17 protein-coding genes and 2 tRNA genes are annotated in these 16,851 nt (G+C 70.6%); 12 read left to right on the top strand and 7 right to left on the bottom strand.

The window, feature by feature from the left end:
* Positions 1–4 precede the first annotated feature (4 nt).
* The gene (locus tag PX701_RS16100) at positions 5–664 is read left to right on the top strand and encodes a response regulator transcription factor (protein ID WP_231430835.1); all 660 of its coding nucleotides are present in this window, start codon (positions 5–7) and stop codon (positions 662–664) included.
* 4 nt (positions 665–668) lie between these two features.
* On the opposite strand, the gene PX701_RS16105 is transcribed toward PX701_RS16100, so the two are convergent.
* The 3 genes from PX701_RS16105 to PX701_RS16115 form a co-directional block, all read right to left on the bottom strand.
* Entirely contained in the window at positions 669–1,367 is a 699-nt protein-coding gene (locus PX701_RS16105) for a hypothetical protein (protein WP_231430836.1), read from the bottom strand.
* Between the two features lie 49 nt (positions 1,368–1,416).
* The gene (locus tag PX701_RS16110) at positions 1,417–2,325 is read right to left on the bottom strand and encodes an alpha/beta fold hydrolase (protein WP_275506892.1); all 909 of its coding nucleotides are present in this window, start codon (positions 2,323–2,325) and stop codon (positions 1,417–1,419) included.
* 198 nt (positions 2,326–2,523) lie between these two features.
* Entirely contained in the window at positions 2,524–3,012 is a 489-nt protein-coding gene (locus PX701_RS16115) for a Dps family protein (protein WP_231430838.1), read from the bottom strand.
* A gap of 197 nt (positions 3,013–3,209) precedes the next feature.
* Here PX701_RS16115 and PX701_RS16120 point away from each other — a divergent pair, with 197 nt between their 5' ends.
* Positions 3,210–3,605 carry an SHOCT domain-containing protein gene (locus tag PX701_RS16120; RefSeq protein WP_231430839.1) on the top strand — a complete coding sequence of 132 codons (396 nt, stop codon included), beginning with the start codon at positions 3,210–3,212 and terminating at the stop codon, positions 3,603–3,605.
* Between the two features lie 77 nt (positions 3,606–3,682).
* Here the strand turns inward: PX701_RS16120 and PX701_RS16125 are convergent.
* Positions 3,683–3,753 (bottom strand) — tRNA-Gly (locus PX701_RS16125).
* 66 nt (positions 3,754–3,819) lie between these two features.
* A complete protein-coding gene (locus PX701_RS16130) occupies positions 3,820–7,581 on the bottom strand; it encodes an SCO7613 C-terminal domain-containing membrane protein (protein ID WP_275506893.1) in 3,762 nt (1,253 codons plus the stop codon).
* Between the two features lie 171 nt (positions 7,582–7,752).
* On the opposite strand from PX701_RS16130, the gene PX701_RS16135 reads away from it, so the two are divergent.
* From PX701_RS16135 to clpX, 6 genes are all read left to right on the top strand, one after another.
* A tRNA-Pro gene (locus PX701_RS16135) sits at positions 7,753–7,826 on the top strand.
* Positions 7,827–7,876: 50 nt separating this feature from the next.
* Positions 7,877–9,334: a trigger factor gene (gene tig / locus PX701_RS16140; RefSeq protein WP_275506894.1), complete on the top strand. Its 1,458-nt coding sequence runs from the start codon at positions 7,877–7,879 to the stop codon at positions 9,332–9,334.
* Between the two features lie 86 nt (positions 9,335–9,420).
* The gene (locus tag PX701_RS16145; RefSeq protein ID WP_231430842.1) at positions 9,421–9,912 is read left to right on the top strand and encodes a tetratricopeptide repeat protein; all 492 of its coding nucleotides are present in this window, start codon (positions 9,421–9,423) and stop codon (positions 9,910–9,912) included.
* 74 nt (positions 9,913–9,986) lie between these two features.
* A complete protein-coding gene (locus PX701_RS16150) occupies positions 9,987–10,571 on the top strand; it encodes an ATP-dependent Clp protease proteolytic subunit (protein ID WP_231430843.1) in 585 nt (194 codons plus the stop codon).
* 26 nt (positions 10,572–10,597) lie between these two features.
* Complete coding sequence (locus PX701_RS16155; protein WP_231430844.1) at positions 10,598–11,281, top strand: ATP-dependent Clp protease proteolytic subunit; 684 nt, start codon at positions 10,598–10,600, stop codon at positions 11,279–11,281.
* 175 nt (positions 11,282–11,456) lie between these two features.
* Positions 11,457–12,734 carry an ATP-dependent Clp protease ATP-binding subunit ClpX gene (gene clpX, locus PX701_RS16160; protein ID WP_231430845.1) on the top strand — a complete coding sequence of 426 codons (1,278 nt, stop codon included), beginning with the start codon at positions 11,457–11,459 and terminating at the stop codon, positions 12,732–12,734.
* A 67-nt stretch (positions 12,735–12,801) separates the two neighbouring features.
* On the opposite strand, the gene sepH is transcribed toward clpX, so the two are convergent.
* On the bottom strand, positions 12,802–13,890 hold the full coding sequence (gene sepH, locus PX701_RS16165) for a septation protein SepH (protein WP_275506895.1): 1,089 nt from the start codon (positions 13,888–13,890) through the stop codon (positions 12,802–12,804).
* Positions 13,891–14,086: 196 nt separating this feature from the next.
* Here sepH and PX701_RS16170 point away from each other — a divergent pair, with 196 nt between their 5' ends.
* Entirely contained in the window at positions 14,087–14,380 is a 294-nt protein-coding gene (locus tag PX701_RS16170) for a DUF4193 domain-containing protein (protein WP_026378289.1), read from the top strand.
* Here PX701_RS16170 and PX701_RS16175 read toward each other — a convergent pair.
* Complete coding sequence (locus PX701_RS16175) at positions 14,377–14,841, bottom strand: DUF3093 domain-containing protein (protein ID WP_231430847.1); 465 nt, start codon at positions 14,839–14,841, stop codon at positions 14,377–14,379. The two genes, PX701_RS16170 and PX701_RS16175, sit on opposite strands and share 4 nt — an antisense overlap.
* Before the next feature lie 59 nt (positions 14,842–14,900).
* On the opposite strand from PX701_RS16175, the gene dut reads away from it, so the two are divergent.
* Genes dut through PX701_RS16190 form a run of 3 tightly spaced genes read left to right on the top strand, consistent with a single transcriptional unit; the run spans position 14,901 to position 16,767 of the window.
* Complete coding sequence (gene dut, locus PX701_RS16180; protein ID WP_231430848.1) at positions 14,901–15,359, top strand: dUTP diphosphatase; 459 nt, start codon at positions 14,901–14,903, stop codon at positions 15,357–15,359.
* Positions 15,356–15,976, top strand: a complete 621-nt coding sequence (locus tag PX701_RS16185; protein WP_231430849.1) for a DUF3710 domain-containing protein — start codon at positions 15,356–15,358, stop codon at positions 15,974–15,976. Before dut ends, PX701_RS16185 begins: the two co-directional genes overlap by 4 nt.
* A 2-nt stretch (positions 15,977–15,978) precedes the next feature.
* Positions 15,979–16,767, top strand: coding sequence for a DUF3159 domain-containing protein (locus tag PX701_RS16190; RefSeq protein ID WP_275506896.1), 789 nt, complete (start codon positions 15,979–15,981; stop codon positions 16,765–16,767).
* Positions 16,768–16,851: the final 84 nt, after the last annotated feature.

A 16,851-nucleotide genomic window follows, 5' to 3' on the forward strand; every position in this document is an offset into this window, starting at 1 on the left:
GGGCATGACCGACTCGGCCCGGCCCCTCCGCATCGTCCTCGCCGAAGACTCGGTGCTCCTGCGCGAGGGGCTCGTGCGCCTCTTCGACGAGGCCGGCTTCGAGACGGTCGCCGCCTACGGCGAAGCCGACTCCCTGCTCGCCGCGATCGACGAGACGGATCCCGACCTCGCCGTGCTCGACGTGCGCATGCCGCCCACGTTCCGCGACGAGGGCGTTCGCGCGGCGATCGAGCTGCGCAAGCGCCGCCCCGGACTCGGCGTGCTGCTGCTCAGCCAGTACGTCGAGGGCACGTACGCGCACGAGCTCCTCTCGTCGGGCGAGGGGGGCATGGGCTACCTGCTGAAAGACCGGGTGGCCTCCCTCGACGAACTCGAGGACGCGGTCGAACGGGTCAGCGAGGGCGGCACGGTGCTCGACCCCCAGGTCGTGCGCGAACTGCTCGCCCGGCGCAGCGACCCGCTCGCCACCCTGACCCCGCGCGAGCGGGAGGTCATGGAGCTCATGGCCGAGGGCCGCACGAATGCCGGCATCGCGAAGCAGCTCTTCATCGGGGTCGGCGCGGTCGAGAAGAACGTGACGTCGATCTTTCAGAAGCTCGGCCTCGAGGATTCGGGCACCGATCACCGGCGCGTCCTCGCGGTGCTCACCTGGCTGCAGCGCTGAACGCTCACCGCGTCGTGCCCCGCAGCGGTGCGTGGGCGGCGAACACTCCGCGATAGCTGCGATAGCCCCGTAGCATCCAGAGCACGAACTGGGCGACGGCGGCGAGCGCGCCGAGGGCGATCGACCACGCGATCGACCCGGTCGCAGCGAAGACCAGCGCGCCGATGAAGAGGCCGACGAGCGCCGTGTTCACCACGAGCATGACCATCATCGAGCTCGCGAACACCTGCGAACGATCGCGCGCCGCGAACGGGAAGTAGGTCGTCTTCGCGCCGGCCTCGTCGTCGGTCGTACCGGTCATGAGATAGGGCTCGATGCCGGGGTCGAGATCCACGTACGCCCGGCGGAGGCGGTTCATCGCGAGGACGTAGACGAGGTCCTCGGTCGCCGTGTTGAACACCCGCAGCTGGGTGATCACCCCGAGCAGCACCAGCAGTGCGAGCACCCCGAGGGCGGCCGCGCCGAACCACCCGCGGAAGCCGGTCGCGTTGCCGAGCACGCCGAGCGAGACGAGTCCCGCCGACACGAGGGTGAGGAAGATCGCGATGCGGGTGAGCACCTCGCTCTGCGTGGTGCTCCTCGATGCGAGCAGGCTCCAGTGCTCGGTCGCGAGCATCTGCGCGCGCAGCGATCGCTGCGCATCGCTCAACGATGCGGTGTCGCCGTGGGTCGACGGCTCGGGCTCGGGTTCGACCGTCGCCATATCGGCATTCTCCACCCGGGCCGGGCGGCCCGCCATCATCGCGGCGTGTTCAGTCGTCGGAGTCGTCGCGGCGCGCGCCTCGATGCAGCTCGATGACCTTGGTCTCGCCGGGGGAGTCGGGGTCGTCGGTGATCGGCTCATCGGCCATGAACTGCCGGATGATGTGCGCGAGCTCGCCGGGGTGGCTGAAATTGATGGCGTGCGCCGCGCCCTCCATCACGACGACGATCACGTCGGTGTCGACATGGGCGACGACCTCGTGCACGCGCGCCGGGTCGGGCATGAGCGGGTCGCGGTCGCCGATGACGGCCAGGATCGGCACCGGCAGCGAGAGGAGGCGCTCGAGCGTGGGGTACCGGGTCAGTGCGCCGAACATCTTGACGGTGCTCGCGACGCCGAACTTCAGGTAGTCGGGTGCGGCGACGCGCACCATGCGCTTCGGCTCGCGGCCGCCGTCGCGCGCGAGCTGCACCATCGCGCGGGCGAGGGGCTGGTTGTGGTAGCCGCCGGCCGGCGAGACGAGGATCGCCCGCTCGAGACGGTCGGGGAAGTGGTGGCCGAACTCGCAGATCACCGGGCAGCCCATCGAGTTGCCCACGAGGGTGGCCTTCTCGATGCCGCGGTCGTCGAGGAACCTGGCGGCCGCCTCTGCGAGCGAGCCCAGGGTGAGGCCTTCCGAGCGCGAGCGCCGTGCGCTGCGCCCGAAACCCGGCAGGTCGGGCACGAGCGTGTGGAAGTCGTCGGCGAGGAGTTCGGCGGTGGGCAGCAGGTAATGCCCCGACAGCCCGAACCCGTGCACGTGCATGACGACGGGAGCGCCGGGCGGCGGCGCCGGCGACTCCCGGTAGAAGACGTCGAGGCCGTCGACGTTGGTCCAGTGCTCGGCGAGCTTCGACTGAGGGCGCTTGGGCGTCTTGCGCTCCCGATGCCGGTTCGAGGCTGCCTCTGTGCTCGCCATCGTCGCATCCCCTTCCGTCGTGCCGCCCGGTCGGTTTCGGGCCCTGGGACGATTCTCGCGCACCCGCGGCACGTGCGGTTCGTGCGAACCGCGTGAAATCCCGCCCGCTGCCGCGTCGGAGACGGCTCGGGCCCGGACGCCGGGCCACCGGGGCGCCCGGCGTGCGGCATCCGGGCCCGTCAGCCCGTCGGGAGTCGCCTACTCGACGGCGATGTGCGAGAAGAGGAACCAGCGGTCCTTGTCGAGGCCGCGACGGATCTCGATCACCACGTCCTGGCTGGCGGGGTCGAGGTCGGCGAGCCCGTCGATCGCGGCGTTGACCTTCTCGGTCGCGAGGTCGATCTGGGTCACGACGCCCGTGATCGCCTCCTCGTACGAGAGGAAGCCGAGCTTCGGGTCCTTGGCGCCGCTCTTCGCGGCGACGGTCCCGAGGCGCCCGTCGATCGGCAGCCCGAGGGCGACGACGCGTTCGGCCGCGAGGTCGGCCCACTCCTGCGCGTGGGCGACGACGTCGTCGAGCAGTTCGTGCACGGCGATGAAGTTCGCGCCGCGAACGTGCCAGTGCGCCTGCTTGCCGTTGACGACGAGGGCGACGAGCTCATGCACGACGGGGGTGAGGTACTGGGCGACGCCTGCGGCGACGTCGGCGTTCGAGCCGGTCTTCGGTGCGGTCTGGATGTCGGTCATCGTGTCCACCTTCCCTGGAGTATGTCCTCCTCAACGCTACGCACCTGCCCCGGTATTTCAAGGAAGGGTAGGCAGGGCTGGCTTCCTGACACGGCATGGCCGACAATGACCGGATGTCGCGGCGCAGTGCCGCGCGTCATGCTCGCGTTCCGTGCCGTCGAACCGATAATTTGGCCGCACGAACGAAAGGGTCTGCCATGTACTTCCTCAACAGCGTGTGGGACTGGTTCTGGTTCCTCTTCTGGATGTTCGCCTACGTGGCGTACATCTTCGCGCTCGTCTACATCCTCATCGACATCTTCCGCGACCACGAGCTGAACGGGTGGGCCAAGGCGGCCTGGACGATCTTCCTGATCTTCGTGCCGTTCATCACCGCGCTCGTGTACCTGATCGCGCGCGGCAACGGCATGGCGGAGCGTGCGGGGCGCAAGCAACGCGAGTACCAGGAGTACAGCGAGGAGTACATCCGCTCGGTCTCGTTCGCGAATCCCGCCGACGAGATCGCGAAGGCGAAGGCGCTGCTCGACGCGGGCACGATCACGCAGGGCGAGTTCGAGGCGATCAAGAACAAGGCGATCGGCAACAAGTACTGAGCAGGAGAACGGTACTGAGCCGGAGATACCAGAACGGCCCCGCGACGGTGTCGCGGGGCCGTTCTCGTTGCGCTCGGAGGGGATGACGGGAATCGAACCCGCGTAATCAGTTTGGAAGACTGAGGCTCTACCATTGAGCTACATCCCCGCGACCCGCTCGCGGGCCATGGATCATCGTAGTACACGGCGGCGGCCCGCCCGTGCACGTGGGCGCCTACCTGAGCGCCGCGATCGAGCCGATCGTCGAGCGGGCGAACCGCAGCTGCCGCTCGTACGTCGCCGCGAGCACGACGAGGAGCACACCGGCGATGCCGAGCCACAGCCACCACCACACCGCCTCGTAGAGCGTCGCGATGTACGGCCACAGCTGCACGACGGCGTGGACGAGCAGCACGCCGCCGCCGATCAGCACGGGTGCCTGGAGCCGGCGCACGACGCCGACGACGAGCACGGTCAGGCTCGCGACGCCGAGCGCGACGACGCGCCACAACTGCGGGTCCGTGAAGTCGGCGACAAGCGGTGGCACGAGCAGGACGGCGAGCCCGGCGCCGAGCGCCGGCCAGCTGCCGAGCGCGGGGGAGCGGCGCATGGCGAGCACTCCTGCGACCGTGAACGCGAGGCCGACCGGCACGGTGACGAGGTCGAACGGCTCGACACTCCCGCGAGCCAGCACGATGACGCCGCCGATCACGAGGATGCCGCGCGTCGTCCACGCGAACACCGGGCCGGCGACGGGCCTGGCACGGACCGCGACGCCGACGACGTGCGCCACGGCGACGGCCCAGAAGAGCACGGCCGTGCGGGCGAGCGGGTGCTCATCGGAGACGATCGCGAGGAGCGTGGGCAGTACGGCGAGCACGAGCGACGCCGCCAGTGACACCTCGGCGAGCCACGCGGGCCGCGACTCCGAGCGGGCCCAGACCAGGGCGACGACGACGCCGGCGGCGAGCGCCACGGCGGGCCACAGCTCGATCGGGTCGGCGCCCTCGACGCCGCGGGCGAGTGCGAGCCCGCGAACGATCGCGGCGCCGCTCAGCGCCGTCCAGCCCGTCGCGACGACGAGGAGCCGTGCCGGGACCCCGCCGAGGGACGTCGGCAGGAACCCGCCCGCGATCGCGACCACGGCGCCGCCACCGACGAGCACGAGGGTGCGGAGCGCCGAGTCGCCGGCCGACGCCACGCTCGGCAGCACCGCGATCGCCGCGGCCGTGCCGAACAGCGCCGTCCTGCCGGCGTCCGCCGCAGCCTTCGCGGGGCGCCGCCACGCGATCAGCGTGCCGCACCCGGCGACGACGACCGCGAGCGGAAGCGTGTAGGCCTCGGCCGTCTCGACGCCGTCGCCGAGGAGCCAGGCCCACACCGAGCCGATCGCGAGCGCCGGCGTCAGCCAGCCGACGTGGCGCCACGGCGCATCGCCCGCGATCGGGTCGCCGGCGATGGCGGCGAGCACGATCGGCACCGGTGCCAGGACCGCGAGGACGAGCCAGGGCTCGCCGGCGGGCGCGGTCGTCATCGCGAGCGTCGCGGTGCCGAGCAGGGCGACGGCGGCCACCCAGGCGATGGTCGCCGCGCCGGCGCGGTGGCGCGCCACGAGGTGCGCGATCGCCGCGGTCGCGAGCGTCGTCGCGGCCAGGGCGTACCCGATCGCCCGGGATCCGGCGAGCTCGAGGGTGATCAGCGCGACGGCGACGCCCAGGCTGAGCGGCGCGACCGCGGCGAACACGATCCTGAGCCCTGACGGTGCCGACCGACGGAGCCCCACGGCCGCAGCGAGGGTCAGGACCGCCGCAGGCGTCCACCGCCACGACGCATCCGTCGTCGTGAATGCGAGTGCCGCCACGGAGATGATCGCCGTGGCCAGCATCGGAATCGCGAAGGCGAGCCGGTCGCCGGGCGTGGCGACCGCGACGAGCATCGCGAGGCCGAGCAGGAGCGAGGTGCCGAGGCCCGCGATGATCCATCCGGTCGTCACGGGCTGCGCGAGGGGCACGCCGACGGCGTCGAGCCACCAGGCGAACGAGCCGAGCGTCGTGACGAGCAGCGCGCTCGCGAGCACGACGTGGACGAGCCCGATCGGCCGGGCGCCCCTCGACCAGATGAGGGCGGCGAGCACCCGTCCCGCGAACGCCGCCGCGATGACGACGGCGCTCGCCCACGGCCAGACGCCGGGATCACCGAAGCCGAGCCACCAGCCGAGTCCGGCGGCGGACGCCCCGGCGACCGCGAGCACGGTCGTGAGGCCGGGCACCCGGCGTCCCGCGAGCGCGGCCCAGACCAGTGCTCCGACCGCGATGGCGAGCCAGACGGCGGCCGACGCCCACGCCGGGTCGACGACGGCGCCGACGACGATCAGCGCTGCCAGCACGGCACCGATGGGCACGGCGGCGACGCCGCGGAGCCGGCCGAGGAGGGCAAGCACCGCGGTGCTGACGACGGCGATCACGAGCGGCACGAGCACCGCACCGAGTTCGGCCTCGTCGTCGAGGCGGAACGACGATCCGGCGCGGAACGGGCCGGTCGGCAGGGTGCTGCCGAACACCTTCGCCCCCACCGCGGCCGCGCCTACGGCGAGACCGGGAAGCGCGGCCGCAGCGGCGACCGCGGCCGCGGCGACCAGTGCCACGAGCCATGCGCGCGCCCCGCTGAGCCGGTGGACGAGTGCGAACAGGCACACGACGGCCCCGGACGCCGCGGGAGCGAGCCAACTCGCGGGGCCGGCCGGAAGCTCCGACGCGATGGCCGCGGCGGGCGCGATCGCCGCAGCGAGGCCGAGGCCCGCCGCGGCGACGTCGGTCCACACCCCCGAGACCGCCGCAGCGCGCATGCGCAGGGCGGCCAGCACGACCAGCCAGGCGACCGCGACGAGTCCGAAGGTCCACAGCTCGGGCCACGCTGCCTCGGGCAGCGCCCAGACCGCGACGACGAACGCCAGCGCACCGCCCGCGAACCCGCCCGAGAGCAGGATCGTGCGCTCGACGCGCGTCGGCACCAGCACGCCGACAGCGCCGACGAGGGTCATCGCGAGTCCGCCGACCCACGCACCGGTCGCGACCTCGGTCTCGGGCGCGGCCTGGACGCCGAGCAGGAACGCGGCGACCGGGATCAGCGCCGCTGCGGCGAACCCGGGCACGCGGATCCCGGTGACGACGCGGGTGAGGGCGAGGAGGCCGGCGACGACGAGGAGGGCGCCGCCCGTGTAGCCGGCCGAACCGAGCGCGTCCGTCCCGAAGAGTCCGTTCGCGCGCACGATCCAGACGTCCAGCAGCAGCAGGACCACCGCGACCGCGGCGACACCCTCGGCCGTGCCCGGCAGACGGCGCGCCCGCAACAGCCAGGCGACACCGAGCACGAGCACGCTCGCGGCGGCGATGATGACGGACCGCACCTCCAGGCCGGCCACGAGGTAGGCCACGAAGAGGAACACGATCGCGGTGATCGAGATGAGCACGACGCCGAGCGCGAGCAGGAAGACCTGCACGCCCGACCGGCGGCGGGGGGCATCGCCCACGACGGGCGCGAGCGGCGACGACGGCTGCCGGTCCGCGGTGGCCGCGACGGGCGACGGCGAGACGGCGGGCGGTGCGGGCCGCGCGACGACGTGCTCGGCCGGCACCGTGCCAGGCACCGGCTGGGCCACCGGCATGACGATCGGCTGCGACGGGGGCGCGGCCGGCGCGGGCCGGGCGACGACCGCGGTCGACGCCGAAACCGGTGCGACGAGGGTCGCCGCCTGAGCCGCGCCGACCTCGGCGAGCAACCGCTGACGGGCGGTCTCCGCCTCGCGCACCCGTTCTCCTGCGGCGAGCAGTCGCGTCGCGTCGGGAGTCGACAGGTCGAGGCCGCACATCCCGCAGTGCGATGACGCGAGGCGCTCGAAGCACGACGGGCAGAGCGTCGTGTCGGTGAAGTGCGCGGGCGAGGTCGGCCAGCGACGGAGTCCGGGGGAGATTGGCCCGGCGGAGCGGCGGTCGGTCATGCGCACACTCTGCCATGGCGGTTCGACGGTGTGCACGCGCCATCCACAACCGCAGGTCGACGGAGCGCACAGCGCCGGCCTGCGCGCGTGCAGTAGACTTTCCGGGGTCCCTCGGCCCGACGTGTGCTTCGGCATGCCCGCGCCGATGGTCCGACGAGTTGAGTCGCGACTCGGGGCGTAGCTCAGCTTGGTAGAGCGCCCGCTTTGGGAGCGGGAGGTCGCAGGTTCGAATCCTGTCGCCCCGACGAGTCGATCCGACTCGACACGAACTTCCACACAACAGGAGAACTTCCCCATGCCGACCACTTCGGTTGAGAAGCTGAGCCCGACGCGCGCCAAGCTCACCATCTCGGTGACGCCCGAGGAGCTGAAGCCCAGCATCACCCACGCCTACAGCCACATCGCCGAGCAGGTCAACGTGCCCGGCTTCCGCAAGGGCAAGGTGCCGCCCCCCATCATCGACCAGCGGGTCGGCAAGGCCGCCGTGCTCGAGCACGCGGTGAACGAGGGCCTCGACGGCTTCTACCGCGCCGCCGTCGCCGAGCACGAGCTGCGCCCGATGGGCCGCCCCGAGGCCGACATCGTCGAGTGGCCGAGCGAGAAGGACTTCTCCGGCGACCTGCTGCTCGCCATCGAGGTCGACGTGCGTCCCGAGATCGAGCTTCCCGCATACGACGGCCTCGAGCTGACGGTCGACTCCGTCGAGGTCGGCGACGACGAGGTCGAGGCCGAGCTCGAGCGCCTGCGCAGCCGCTTCGGCACGCTCATCACGGTCGACCGCCCGGCCAAGACCGGCGACTTCGTCACCCTCGACCTCGTCGCGACGATCGACGGCGCCGAGGTCGACAAGGCCAGCGGCATCTCGTACGAGCTCGGCTCGGGCGAACTGCTCGAGGGCATCGACGAGGCGCTCGACACCCTGTCGGCCGACGAGTCGACCACCTTCTCGTCGAAGCTGCTCGGCGGCGACCACGAGGGCGAGACCGCCGAGATCAGCGTCACCGTCACCGCCGTGAAGGAGCGCGAGCTCCCCGAGGCCGACGACGACTTCGCGCAGATCGCGAGCGAGTTCGACACCCTCGCCGAGCTGAAGGACTCGCTCAAGGAGCAGGCCGGACGCAACAAGGTCTTCGGCCAGGGCAACCAGGCCCGCGACCTGCTCGTCGACAAGCTCCTCGAGCTCGTCGAGGTCCCCGTCGCCCAGGGCGTCATCGACGACGAGGTGCACCGCCACCTCGAGAGCGAGAACCGCCTCGAGGACGACGAGCACCGCGCCGAGGTCGCCGAGGCGAGCGAGAAGGCGTTCAAGACGCAGATCCTGCTCGACGCGATCGCGGAGGCCGAGAAGGTCCAGGTCAGCCAGGAGGAGCTCACCCAGTACCTCGTGCAGGGCGCAGCCCAGTACGGCATGGACCCCAACGAGTTCGTCCAGATCCTCAGCCAGCAGGGCCAGATCCCCGCCATGGTCGGCGAGGTCGCGCGCAACAAGGCGCTCGCGATCGCGCTCGGCAAGGCGAAGGTGACGGATGCCTCGGGCAACGCCGTCGACCTCTCCGAGTTCACCGCCGTCGCCGGCGACGACGAGGCCGAGGAGGCCGTCGAGGCCCCCGCCGAGGAGAAGAAGCCCGCCGCGAAGAAGCGCGCGCCGAAGAAGGCCGCGGCAGAGGCTCCCGCCGAGGAGGCGGCCGAGGCCCCGGCCGAGGAGAAGAAGCCGGCTCGCAAGCGCGCGCCGAAGAAGGCCGACGCGGAGTAATCCTGCATCGCAGTGCGAAGGGGCCGAGCGTTCTCGCTCGGCCCCTTCGTCGTCTCCACGACCGGCGGACGAGGAAAGAGGATGGGATGAGCGAAGCGAGCGAGTGGCAGCGTCGGGTCGACGAGGTCTGGGCGGCGGCCGACGAGCTCGGCGAGCTCGAGGTCGTCGAGCGCATCGACGCGCTGGCCGCCGAACGGGACGAGCACGATCCGCTCGCGCTCTTCGAGCGGGCCGGCGCCCGCGACTCGGCCGGGCTGGAGGCCGAGGCCGAACCGCTCTACCGACACGCGATCGACGCGGGCCTGACTGGATCCGAGCGCGTGCAGGCGCACGTGCAGCTCGCATCGACGCTGCGCAACCTCGGCCGGCCGCTGGAGTCGCTCGCGCTGCTCGACGCGATCGAGTCCGAGGCAGGAGAGCTCCGGGACGCCGTCGCGGCGTTCCGCGTGCTCGCGCTCGTCGATACGGGCGACGCCCGCCACGCGGCATCCGTCGCGCTCACGGCGCTCGCGCCGCACCTCGCCCGCTATCGCGTGTCGGTCGCCGCATACGCGGAGGCGCTCACGGCATCCGCCTAGGGCGAACACCGGGGTTCGCGCGCGTTGCAACGGATAGATTCGATTCCAACGCGACAACCGAAACGGAGCGACACATGGCCGAACCGACACCAGGCACCGGTGTTTTCGATCGACTGCTGAAGGACCGCATCATCTGGCTTGGCTCCGAGGTGCGCGACGAGAACGCCAACGAGATCGCGGCGAAGCTGCTGCTGCTCGCCGCGGAAGATGCCAAGAAGGACATCTACCTCTACATCAACTCGCCCGGTGGCTCGATCACGGCCGGCATGGCGATCTACGACACCATGCAGTTCGTGCCCAACGACATCGTCACCGTCGGCATCGGCATGGCCGCGTCGATGGGGCAGCTCCTGCTCACCGCCGGCACCAAGGGCAAGCGGTACATCACCCCGAACGCCCGCGTCCTCCTGCACCAGCCGCACGGCGGCTTCGGCGGCACCGCGAGCGACATCCAGACCCAGGCGCAGCTCATCCTCGACATGAAGCGCCGCCTCGCCGAGATCACCGCCGCGCAGACCGGCAAGACCGTCGAGCAGATCAACGCCGACGGCGACCGCGACCGCTGGTTCAACGCGCAGGAGGCCCTCGAGTACGGCTTCGTCGACCACATCCGCGAGTCGGCCCTCGACGTGGCCGGCGGCGGCGGAACCCAGGCGTAGGCAGCGAGAGAAGAGAGAACGAGCGAATGTCAGTACCTACTATCGGTGGCCCTGCTTTCGGCGGCACCGCCTTCAACGGCGTGCAGGCGCCCGGCTCGCGGTACATCCTGCCGAGCTTCGAGGAGCGCACCGCCTACGGCTACAAGCGGCAAGACCCCTACGCCAAGCTCTTCGAGGATCGCATCATCTTCCTCGGCGTGCAGGTCGACGACGCCTCGGCCGACGACATCATGGCGCAGCTCCTGGTGCTCGAGTCGATGGACCCCGACCGCGACATCATCCTCTACATCAACTCGCCCGGCGGCTCGTTCACCGCGATGACGGCGATCTACGACACGATGCAGTACATCCGCCCGCAGATCCAGACCGTCGTCCTCGGTCAGGCCGCCTCGGCGGCGGCCGTCATCGCCGCCGCAGGCACGCCCGGCAAGCGCCTCGCGCTGCCGAACGCGCGCGTGCTCATCCACCAGCCCGCGATGGGCGAGGCGGGTCACGGCCAGGCGAGCGACATCGAGATCCAGGCCGCGGAGATCCTGCGCATGCGCACCTGGCTCGAAGAGACGCTCGCGCGTCACTCGAACCGCGACCAGCAGCAGGTGCACGACGACATCGACCGCGACAAGATCCTGTCGGCCGAGGAGTCCCTCGAATACGGCCTCATCGACCAGGTGCTCACGTCGCGCAAGAACCTGCCGGCGATCACGCGCTGACCGCTTGCAGCACGCACGGATGCCTCGGCCGAACACTCGGCCGAGGCATCCGTCGTTCTGATTCCGGCGCGGTTCGCGACCGGCGAAACGGCTCGCGTGTCGAATCGCACAGGCTACGCCGCAACCGCTCGAACTCGGGCTAGGCTCGGAACAGGCTCGTCGAGAGGAGGGTGCGATGGCACGCATCGGGGAGAGCGCCGACCTGCTCAAGTGCTCCTTCTGCGGAAAGAGCCAGAAGCAGGTGCAGCAGCTCATCGCCGGGCCCGGCGTCTACATCTGCGACGAGTGCGTCGAACTCTGCAACGAGATCATCGAGGAGCGCCTGGCCGAGGCCGGCGAGACCGAGACGGGCGAGTTCGAGCTGCCGAAGCCGAAGGAGATCTTCGGCTTCCTCGAGGAGTACGTGATCGGCCAGGAGGCCGCGAAGAAGGCGCTCGCCGTCGCGGTCTACAACCACTACAAGCGCGTGCGCGCGAAGACGACGCTGACGACCGCCGACCGCGCCCACGACGACGTGGAGATCGCGAAGTCGAACATCCTGCTCATCGGTCCGACCGGATGCGGCAAGACCTATCTCGCGCAGACGCTCGCGAAGCAGTTGAACGTGCCGTTCGCCGTCGCCGACGCCACCGCCCTGACCGAGGCCGGCTACGTGGGCGAGGACGTCGAGAACATCCTGCTGAAGCTCATCCAGGCCGCCGACTACGACGTCAAGCGCGCCGAGACGGGCATCATCTACATCGACGAGGTCGACAAGATCGCCCGTAAGGCCGAGAACCCGTCCATCACGAGGGACGTGTCCGGCGAAGGCGTGCAGCAGGCGCTGCTGAAGATCCTCGAGGGCACCGTCGCCTCCGTCCCGCCGCAGGGCGGACGCAAGCACCCGCATCAGGAGTTCATCCAGATCGACACGACGAACGTGCTGTTCATCGTCGCTGGTGCGTTCGCCGGGCTCGAGGACATCATCTCCTCGCGTGCGGGCAAGCGCGGCATCGGGTTCGGCGCCCCCCTGCACAATAAAGAGGAGGAGGCCGACATCTTCAGCGAGGTCCTCCCCGAAGACCTGCACAAGTTCGGCCTCATCCCCGAGTTCATCGGTCGCCTGCCCGTCGTCGCGACGGTCACGCCGCTCGATCGCGAGGCGCTCATGGAGATCCTCACCGAGCCGAAGAACGCACTCGTGAAGCAGTACCAGCGCATGTTCCAGCTCGACGGCGTCGAGCTGGACTTCGAAGACGCGGCGCTCGAGGCGATCGCCGACCTCGCTGTTCTCCGTCAGACCGGTGCGCGAGGCCTGCGCGCCATCATGGAGGAGGTGCTCGGGCCGATCATGTTCGAGGTCCCCTCGTCGACCGGGGTCGCCCGAGTCGTGGTCACCAAGGCCGCGGTGCTCGACAATGCCGCGCCGACGATCGTGCCGCACAAGGCGCGTCGCGCCGAGAAGTCGGCGTAGCCGCTCGACGACGGAAGAGGCCCGGTCACCGTTCGGTGAACCGGGCCTCGTGCGGTCGTGGGCGGCGTCAGGCCAGATCGTCGTCGGTGCGGGCGCCGAAGACGATCTCGTCCCAGCTCGGCATCGATGCGCGGCCCTTCTTGGCTGCGCGCCCCGATCCCGACGTCGAGGACGACGACGACGAGACCTTGCCCCACAGGCTTCGGGCGCCGGCGCCCGGCTTCTCCTCGGCGGCGGGTTCGCTCAGCGTCTCAGTGGCCGGTGACGGCTCGCTGGGCACGTCGAGCGTCGCGGGCTGCAGGGGAGCGGGAGCGTCGAGCGTCGCCGACTCGCGCTCGCCGCGCCGACGGCGGAGTGCCTCGAGGAGGTCGGCGGTCTCGCCGAGCGACGGCTTGGGTTCGTCGGCTCGCTTGATCGCGGCGCGCGCCGCCGCGGGGCTCGAGGTCTGGGCCGTGCGTGCGTACGGAAGCGGCTCGAGGTGCGGGGCGGTGTCGTTGTCGCTCTGCTCGATCTCGTCGAACGTGAAGGCGCCGCTGTCGAAGCGCGACTCGTCGGAGTCGGGGCCGACGGCGCGCAGGCGCGGAATCAGGCCGCCCTTGAGCTCGCCCTGCTGCGAGAGCGTGATCGCCTCGGAATTGAGCGGCTGCAGCGACTGCTTGCGCGGCTCGAAGGTCCAGCGCGCGTCGTGGTCGATGGTGTCGGCGGTGAATTCGAGCTTGACGATCCAGCCGCGCTCGTCGTCCTTCCAGCTCGCCCATCGCTCGCCCTCGGCGCCGAGCTTCGCGAGCCGGTCGCGGATCACGCCGCCGAACGAGGCGGGCTCGTCGGCGGGGTCGACGTCGAGGGTCACGTTCACGGGCACGGCGAGGGCGGACGTCACGACGTGTTCGCGTTCGGCCATCACCGGCCCCTCGAAGCGACGGATGTACTCGACTGCGGCGCCCGTGAGCTGGGCGACCTCCTCGGCCGACATGCCGCCCCTGATATGGGCCTGCACCTCGCGTGGCGACGGCTTCGGTCCGGTGAGCTGCTCCGGCTGCGCCTGGCGGATCCGCGATTGGAGCACTTCGTCGATCTCGATCCGGAAGCGCGCGCCATCGTCGGAGGCGGCGAGGAGCGCGCCGTTCTCGACCCCGATTACCTTGAGTTCCTGCATCGCGACAAGCCCTTCCGTGCTTTCGTCTCCGCCCAAGGATGCCACGCCCGGACCGGTGCTCGCGGGAATAGCCCGGGCGCGGCGGAAGTTGAGCAGGAAGCATCGGACGATCCGCCGTACAAAGGGTTTGCTTACGTCCTCGTTTTGATGCAGACTATGGCCGCCGAATCTCCGGCGCTTGAGGAAATGGATGGGAATGGCAACGGATTACGACGCCCCGCGGAAGACCGAAGACGACTCGGAGTCGATCGAGGCCCTCAAGGAACGCGTCCCCGACAAGATGTCGGGTGTGGTCGACGTCGATGACGCCGACAACCCCGGAGGTTTCGACCTCTCGGGTGCCGACCTGTCGGATGTCGAGCTCGACGTCGTCGTGCTGCCTCCGCAGGCCGATGAGTTCACGTGCGTGAACTGCTTCCTCGTGAAGCACCGCTCGCAGATCGACCACGAGACGAAGCTCGGGCCGATCTGCCTGGAGTGCGCCTCCTAAGCGCTCCGCTCAGTGTCGTCAGGCCGTCGCGATCCGTTGATCGCGGCGGCCAGTTCTTTGGGATGCCGCGTCGAGACCAGCCAGTACGGCGTCGGGTCGGCCGGGTCGATGACGGGCACGCGCACGACCGGTCGGATCCAGCCCCGGATCACGAGGAAGGCGCGGGCGTCGAGCCCGGTGCCCCGTTCGATGCGAGCAGCGGCATCGTCGGCCGCGACGGCCTCGCCGAGCAGTTCGAGCGAGATCTCGGCACGCCCTGCGTGCAGGCGTCCGCTCCTGACCTCGATGACGGGTGCCGTGATGCTCAGGGCGCCGGCGACCGCGGCATAGAGGATGATGCCGGTGGCGATTCCGGCCGGCATCGACACCGGTGCGAGCACGAGGATGCTCGCGGGCACGAGCAGCAGGCTCGAGAGGTAGATCCACGGCGTCGGCCACAGTTTCTCGCGATAGTCGGGCATGGCTCTATCAGATCAGACTTCTGCACGAGCCTCCGACACTTCTGGACTACCCTCGAACGGTGACCGATTCCGTCGACGTCCTCATCACCGCCGAGCGCCTGCCGAACTACGCCCACCCGGGTGATGCCGGCGCAGACCTCCACGCCGCCGAGGCCGTCGTCCTCGAGCCCGGTGAGCGCGCGACGGTCGGCACCGGCGTCTCGATCGCCCTGCCCGACGGCTACGTCGCCTTCGTGGTGCCGCGATCCGGGCTCGCGTTCAAGCACGGCATCACGATCGTGAACGCACCGGGCACCGTCGACGCCGGCTATCGCGGCGAGATCAAGGTCGCACTGCTCAACACCGACACGAGCGAGTCGTACGCCATCGCGGTGGGCGACCGCATCGCACAGATGGTCGTGATGCCGGTCAGCCGCGCACGCTTCGTCGAGGTCGAGCGACTGCCGGGCAGCCTGCGCGGCGAGGGGGGATTCGGCTCCACGGGATTCGGGGAGCACAAGTCAGGAGTGAACGCGTGAGCGACATCGAGAACACCGACGGGGCTCCCGTCGATCAGCCCAAGTCCGCCCCCGAAGACCGCGCGAGCGCGGGTCCGCTCGACGAGGCCGAGGCGAATCCCGTGCGCCCCTACGTCGACCTCGGCGGCGTGAAGATCCTTCCGCGCGAGGGCCTGCACCTCCGCCTCGAGGTGGAGGAGGGCACGAAGCGCGTCGTCGCGATCGGGCTCGACTACGCGAACTCGACCCTGCAGGTCCAGCCGTTCGCCGCGCCGCGCTCGAGTGGGCTCTGGCACGAGATCCGTGCGCAGATCGCCGACCAGATCGCCCGCCAGGGCGGCACGACGACGGTGCGCGAGGGCACGTTCGGCCCTGAGCTCCTCGCGCAGATCCCGGTCGCGGCGGGCGAGGCGCAGCAGGGCCAGATGCGCCTGGCGCGCTTCATCGGCGTCGACGGACCGCGCTGGTTCCTGCGCGGTGTGATCGCGGGCCAGGCGGCGGTCGACCCCGCCGCTGCCGCGCAGGTCGAGGACCTCTTCCGTTCGATCGTCGTCGTCCGCGGGGCGACGCCGATGCCGCCGCGCGACCTGATTCCGCTGCGGATGCCGGCATCCTCCACCGGCGCTCCGACGGCGTAGGCGTGACCGACGCGACGGGCGCAGGGCGCCGCGACCCCGACGAGCACGAGCAGGATGCCTCGGCGCAGGCCGGGGCGGACGGCGGTGAGTTCGGCCGGGCCTTCGCGGCCGCGGCCGAGAAGAGCGGGCTCGGCGCCCTCGCACGCGACGAGAAGCTGAGCGGTCGCGACCTGCTCGTCGCCGTCGGCGGGGTGCGAGGCATCCTCGAGGCCTTGCTGCCCGGGCTCGTCTTCCTCATCGTCTACAGCACGCTCACGAGCTTCGCCGGCCAGGACGCCCAGGCGGCCCTGGTTCCCGCCCTCATCGCGTCGGTCGGGCTGGCCGTCGTCTTCACGCTCGTCCGCATCGCGACGAAGGGTCAGCCCACGCAGGCGATCGCCGGCCTCATCGGCGTGCTCGCGTCCGCTGCGCTCGCACTGTGGACGGGCAACGCGCGCGACAACTACGTGCTCGGCTTCTTCACGAATGCCGCCTATGCGCTCGCGCTGCTCGTGTCGCTGCTCGTGAGGTGGCCGGCGATCGGGCTCATCGTCGGATTCCTCATGGGCGAGGGCGTCGCCTGGCGCAACGACCGCCGCAAGTATCGCGCAGCACAGTTCCTGACGCTCGTCTGGATCGGCCTCTTCGTCGCCCGGCTCGCCGTCCAGGTGCCCTTCTACCTGGTCGACAACGTCGAGGCGCTCGGTGCGTTCAGGCTGCTCATGGGGGTCCCGCTCTACGCCCTCGCGCTCATCTTCTCGTGGCTTGTCGTACGTGCCGTCTACCCGTCGGCACATCGATCGGCCGAGTGATACAGTTATCTCGACGTCAAGATAAATCCGCACACCGTGCGAAGCCTGTCGGCGGGCGAACGGCTTAGGTTACCCTTGCTGGAT

It is taken from the genome of Agromyces chromiiresistens (genome assembly GCF_029167465.1).
In the GTDB taxonomy this organism is placed as follows: Bacteria; Actinomycetota; Actinomycetes; order Actinomycetales; family Microbacteriaceae; genus Agromyces; species Agromyces chromiiresistens.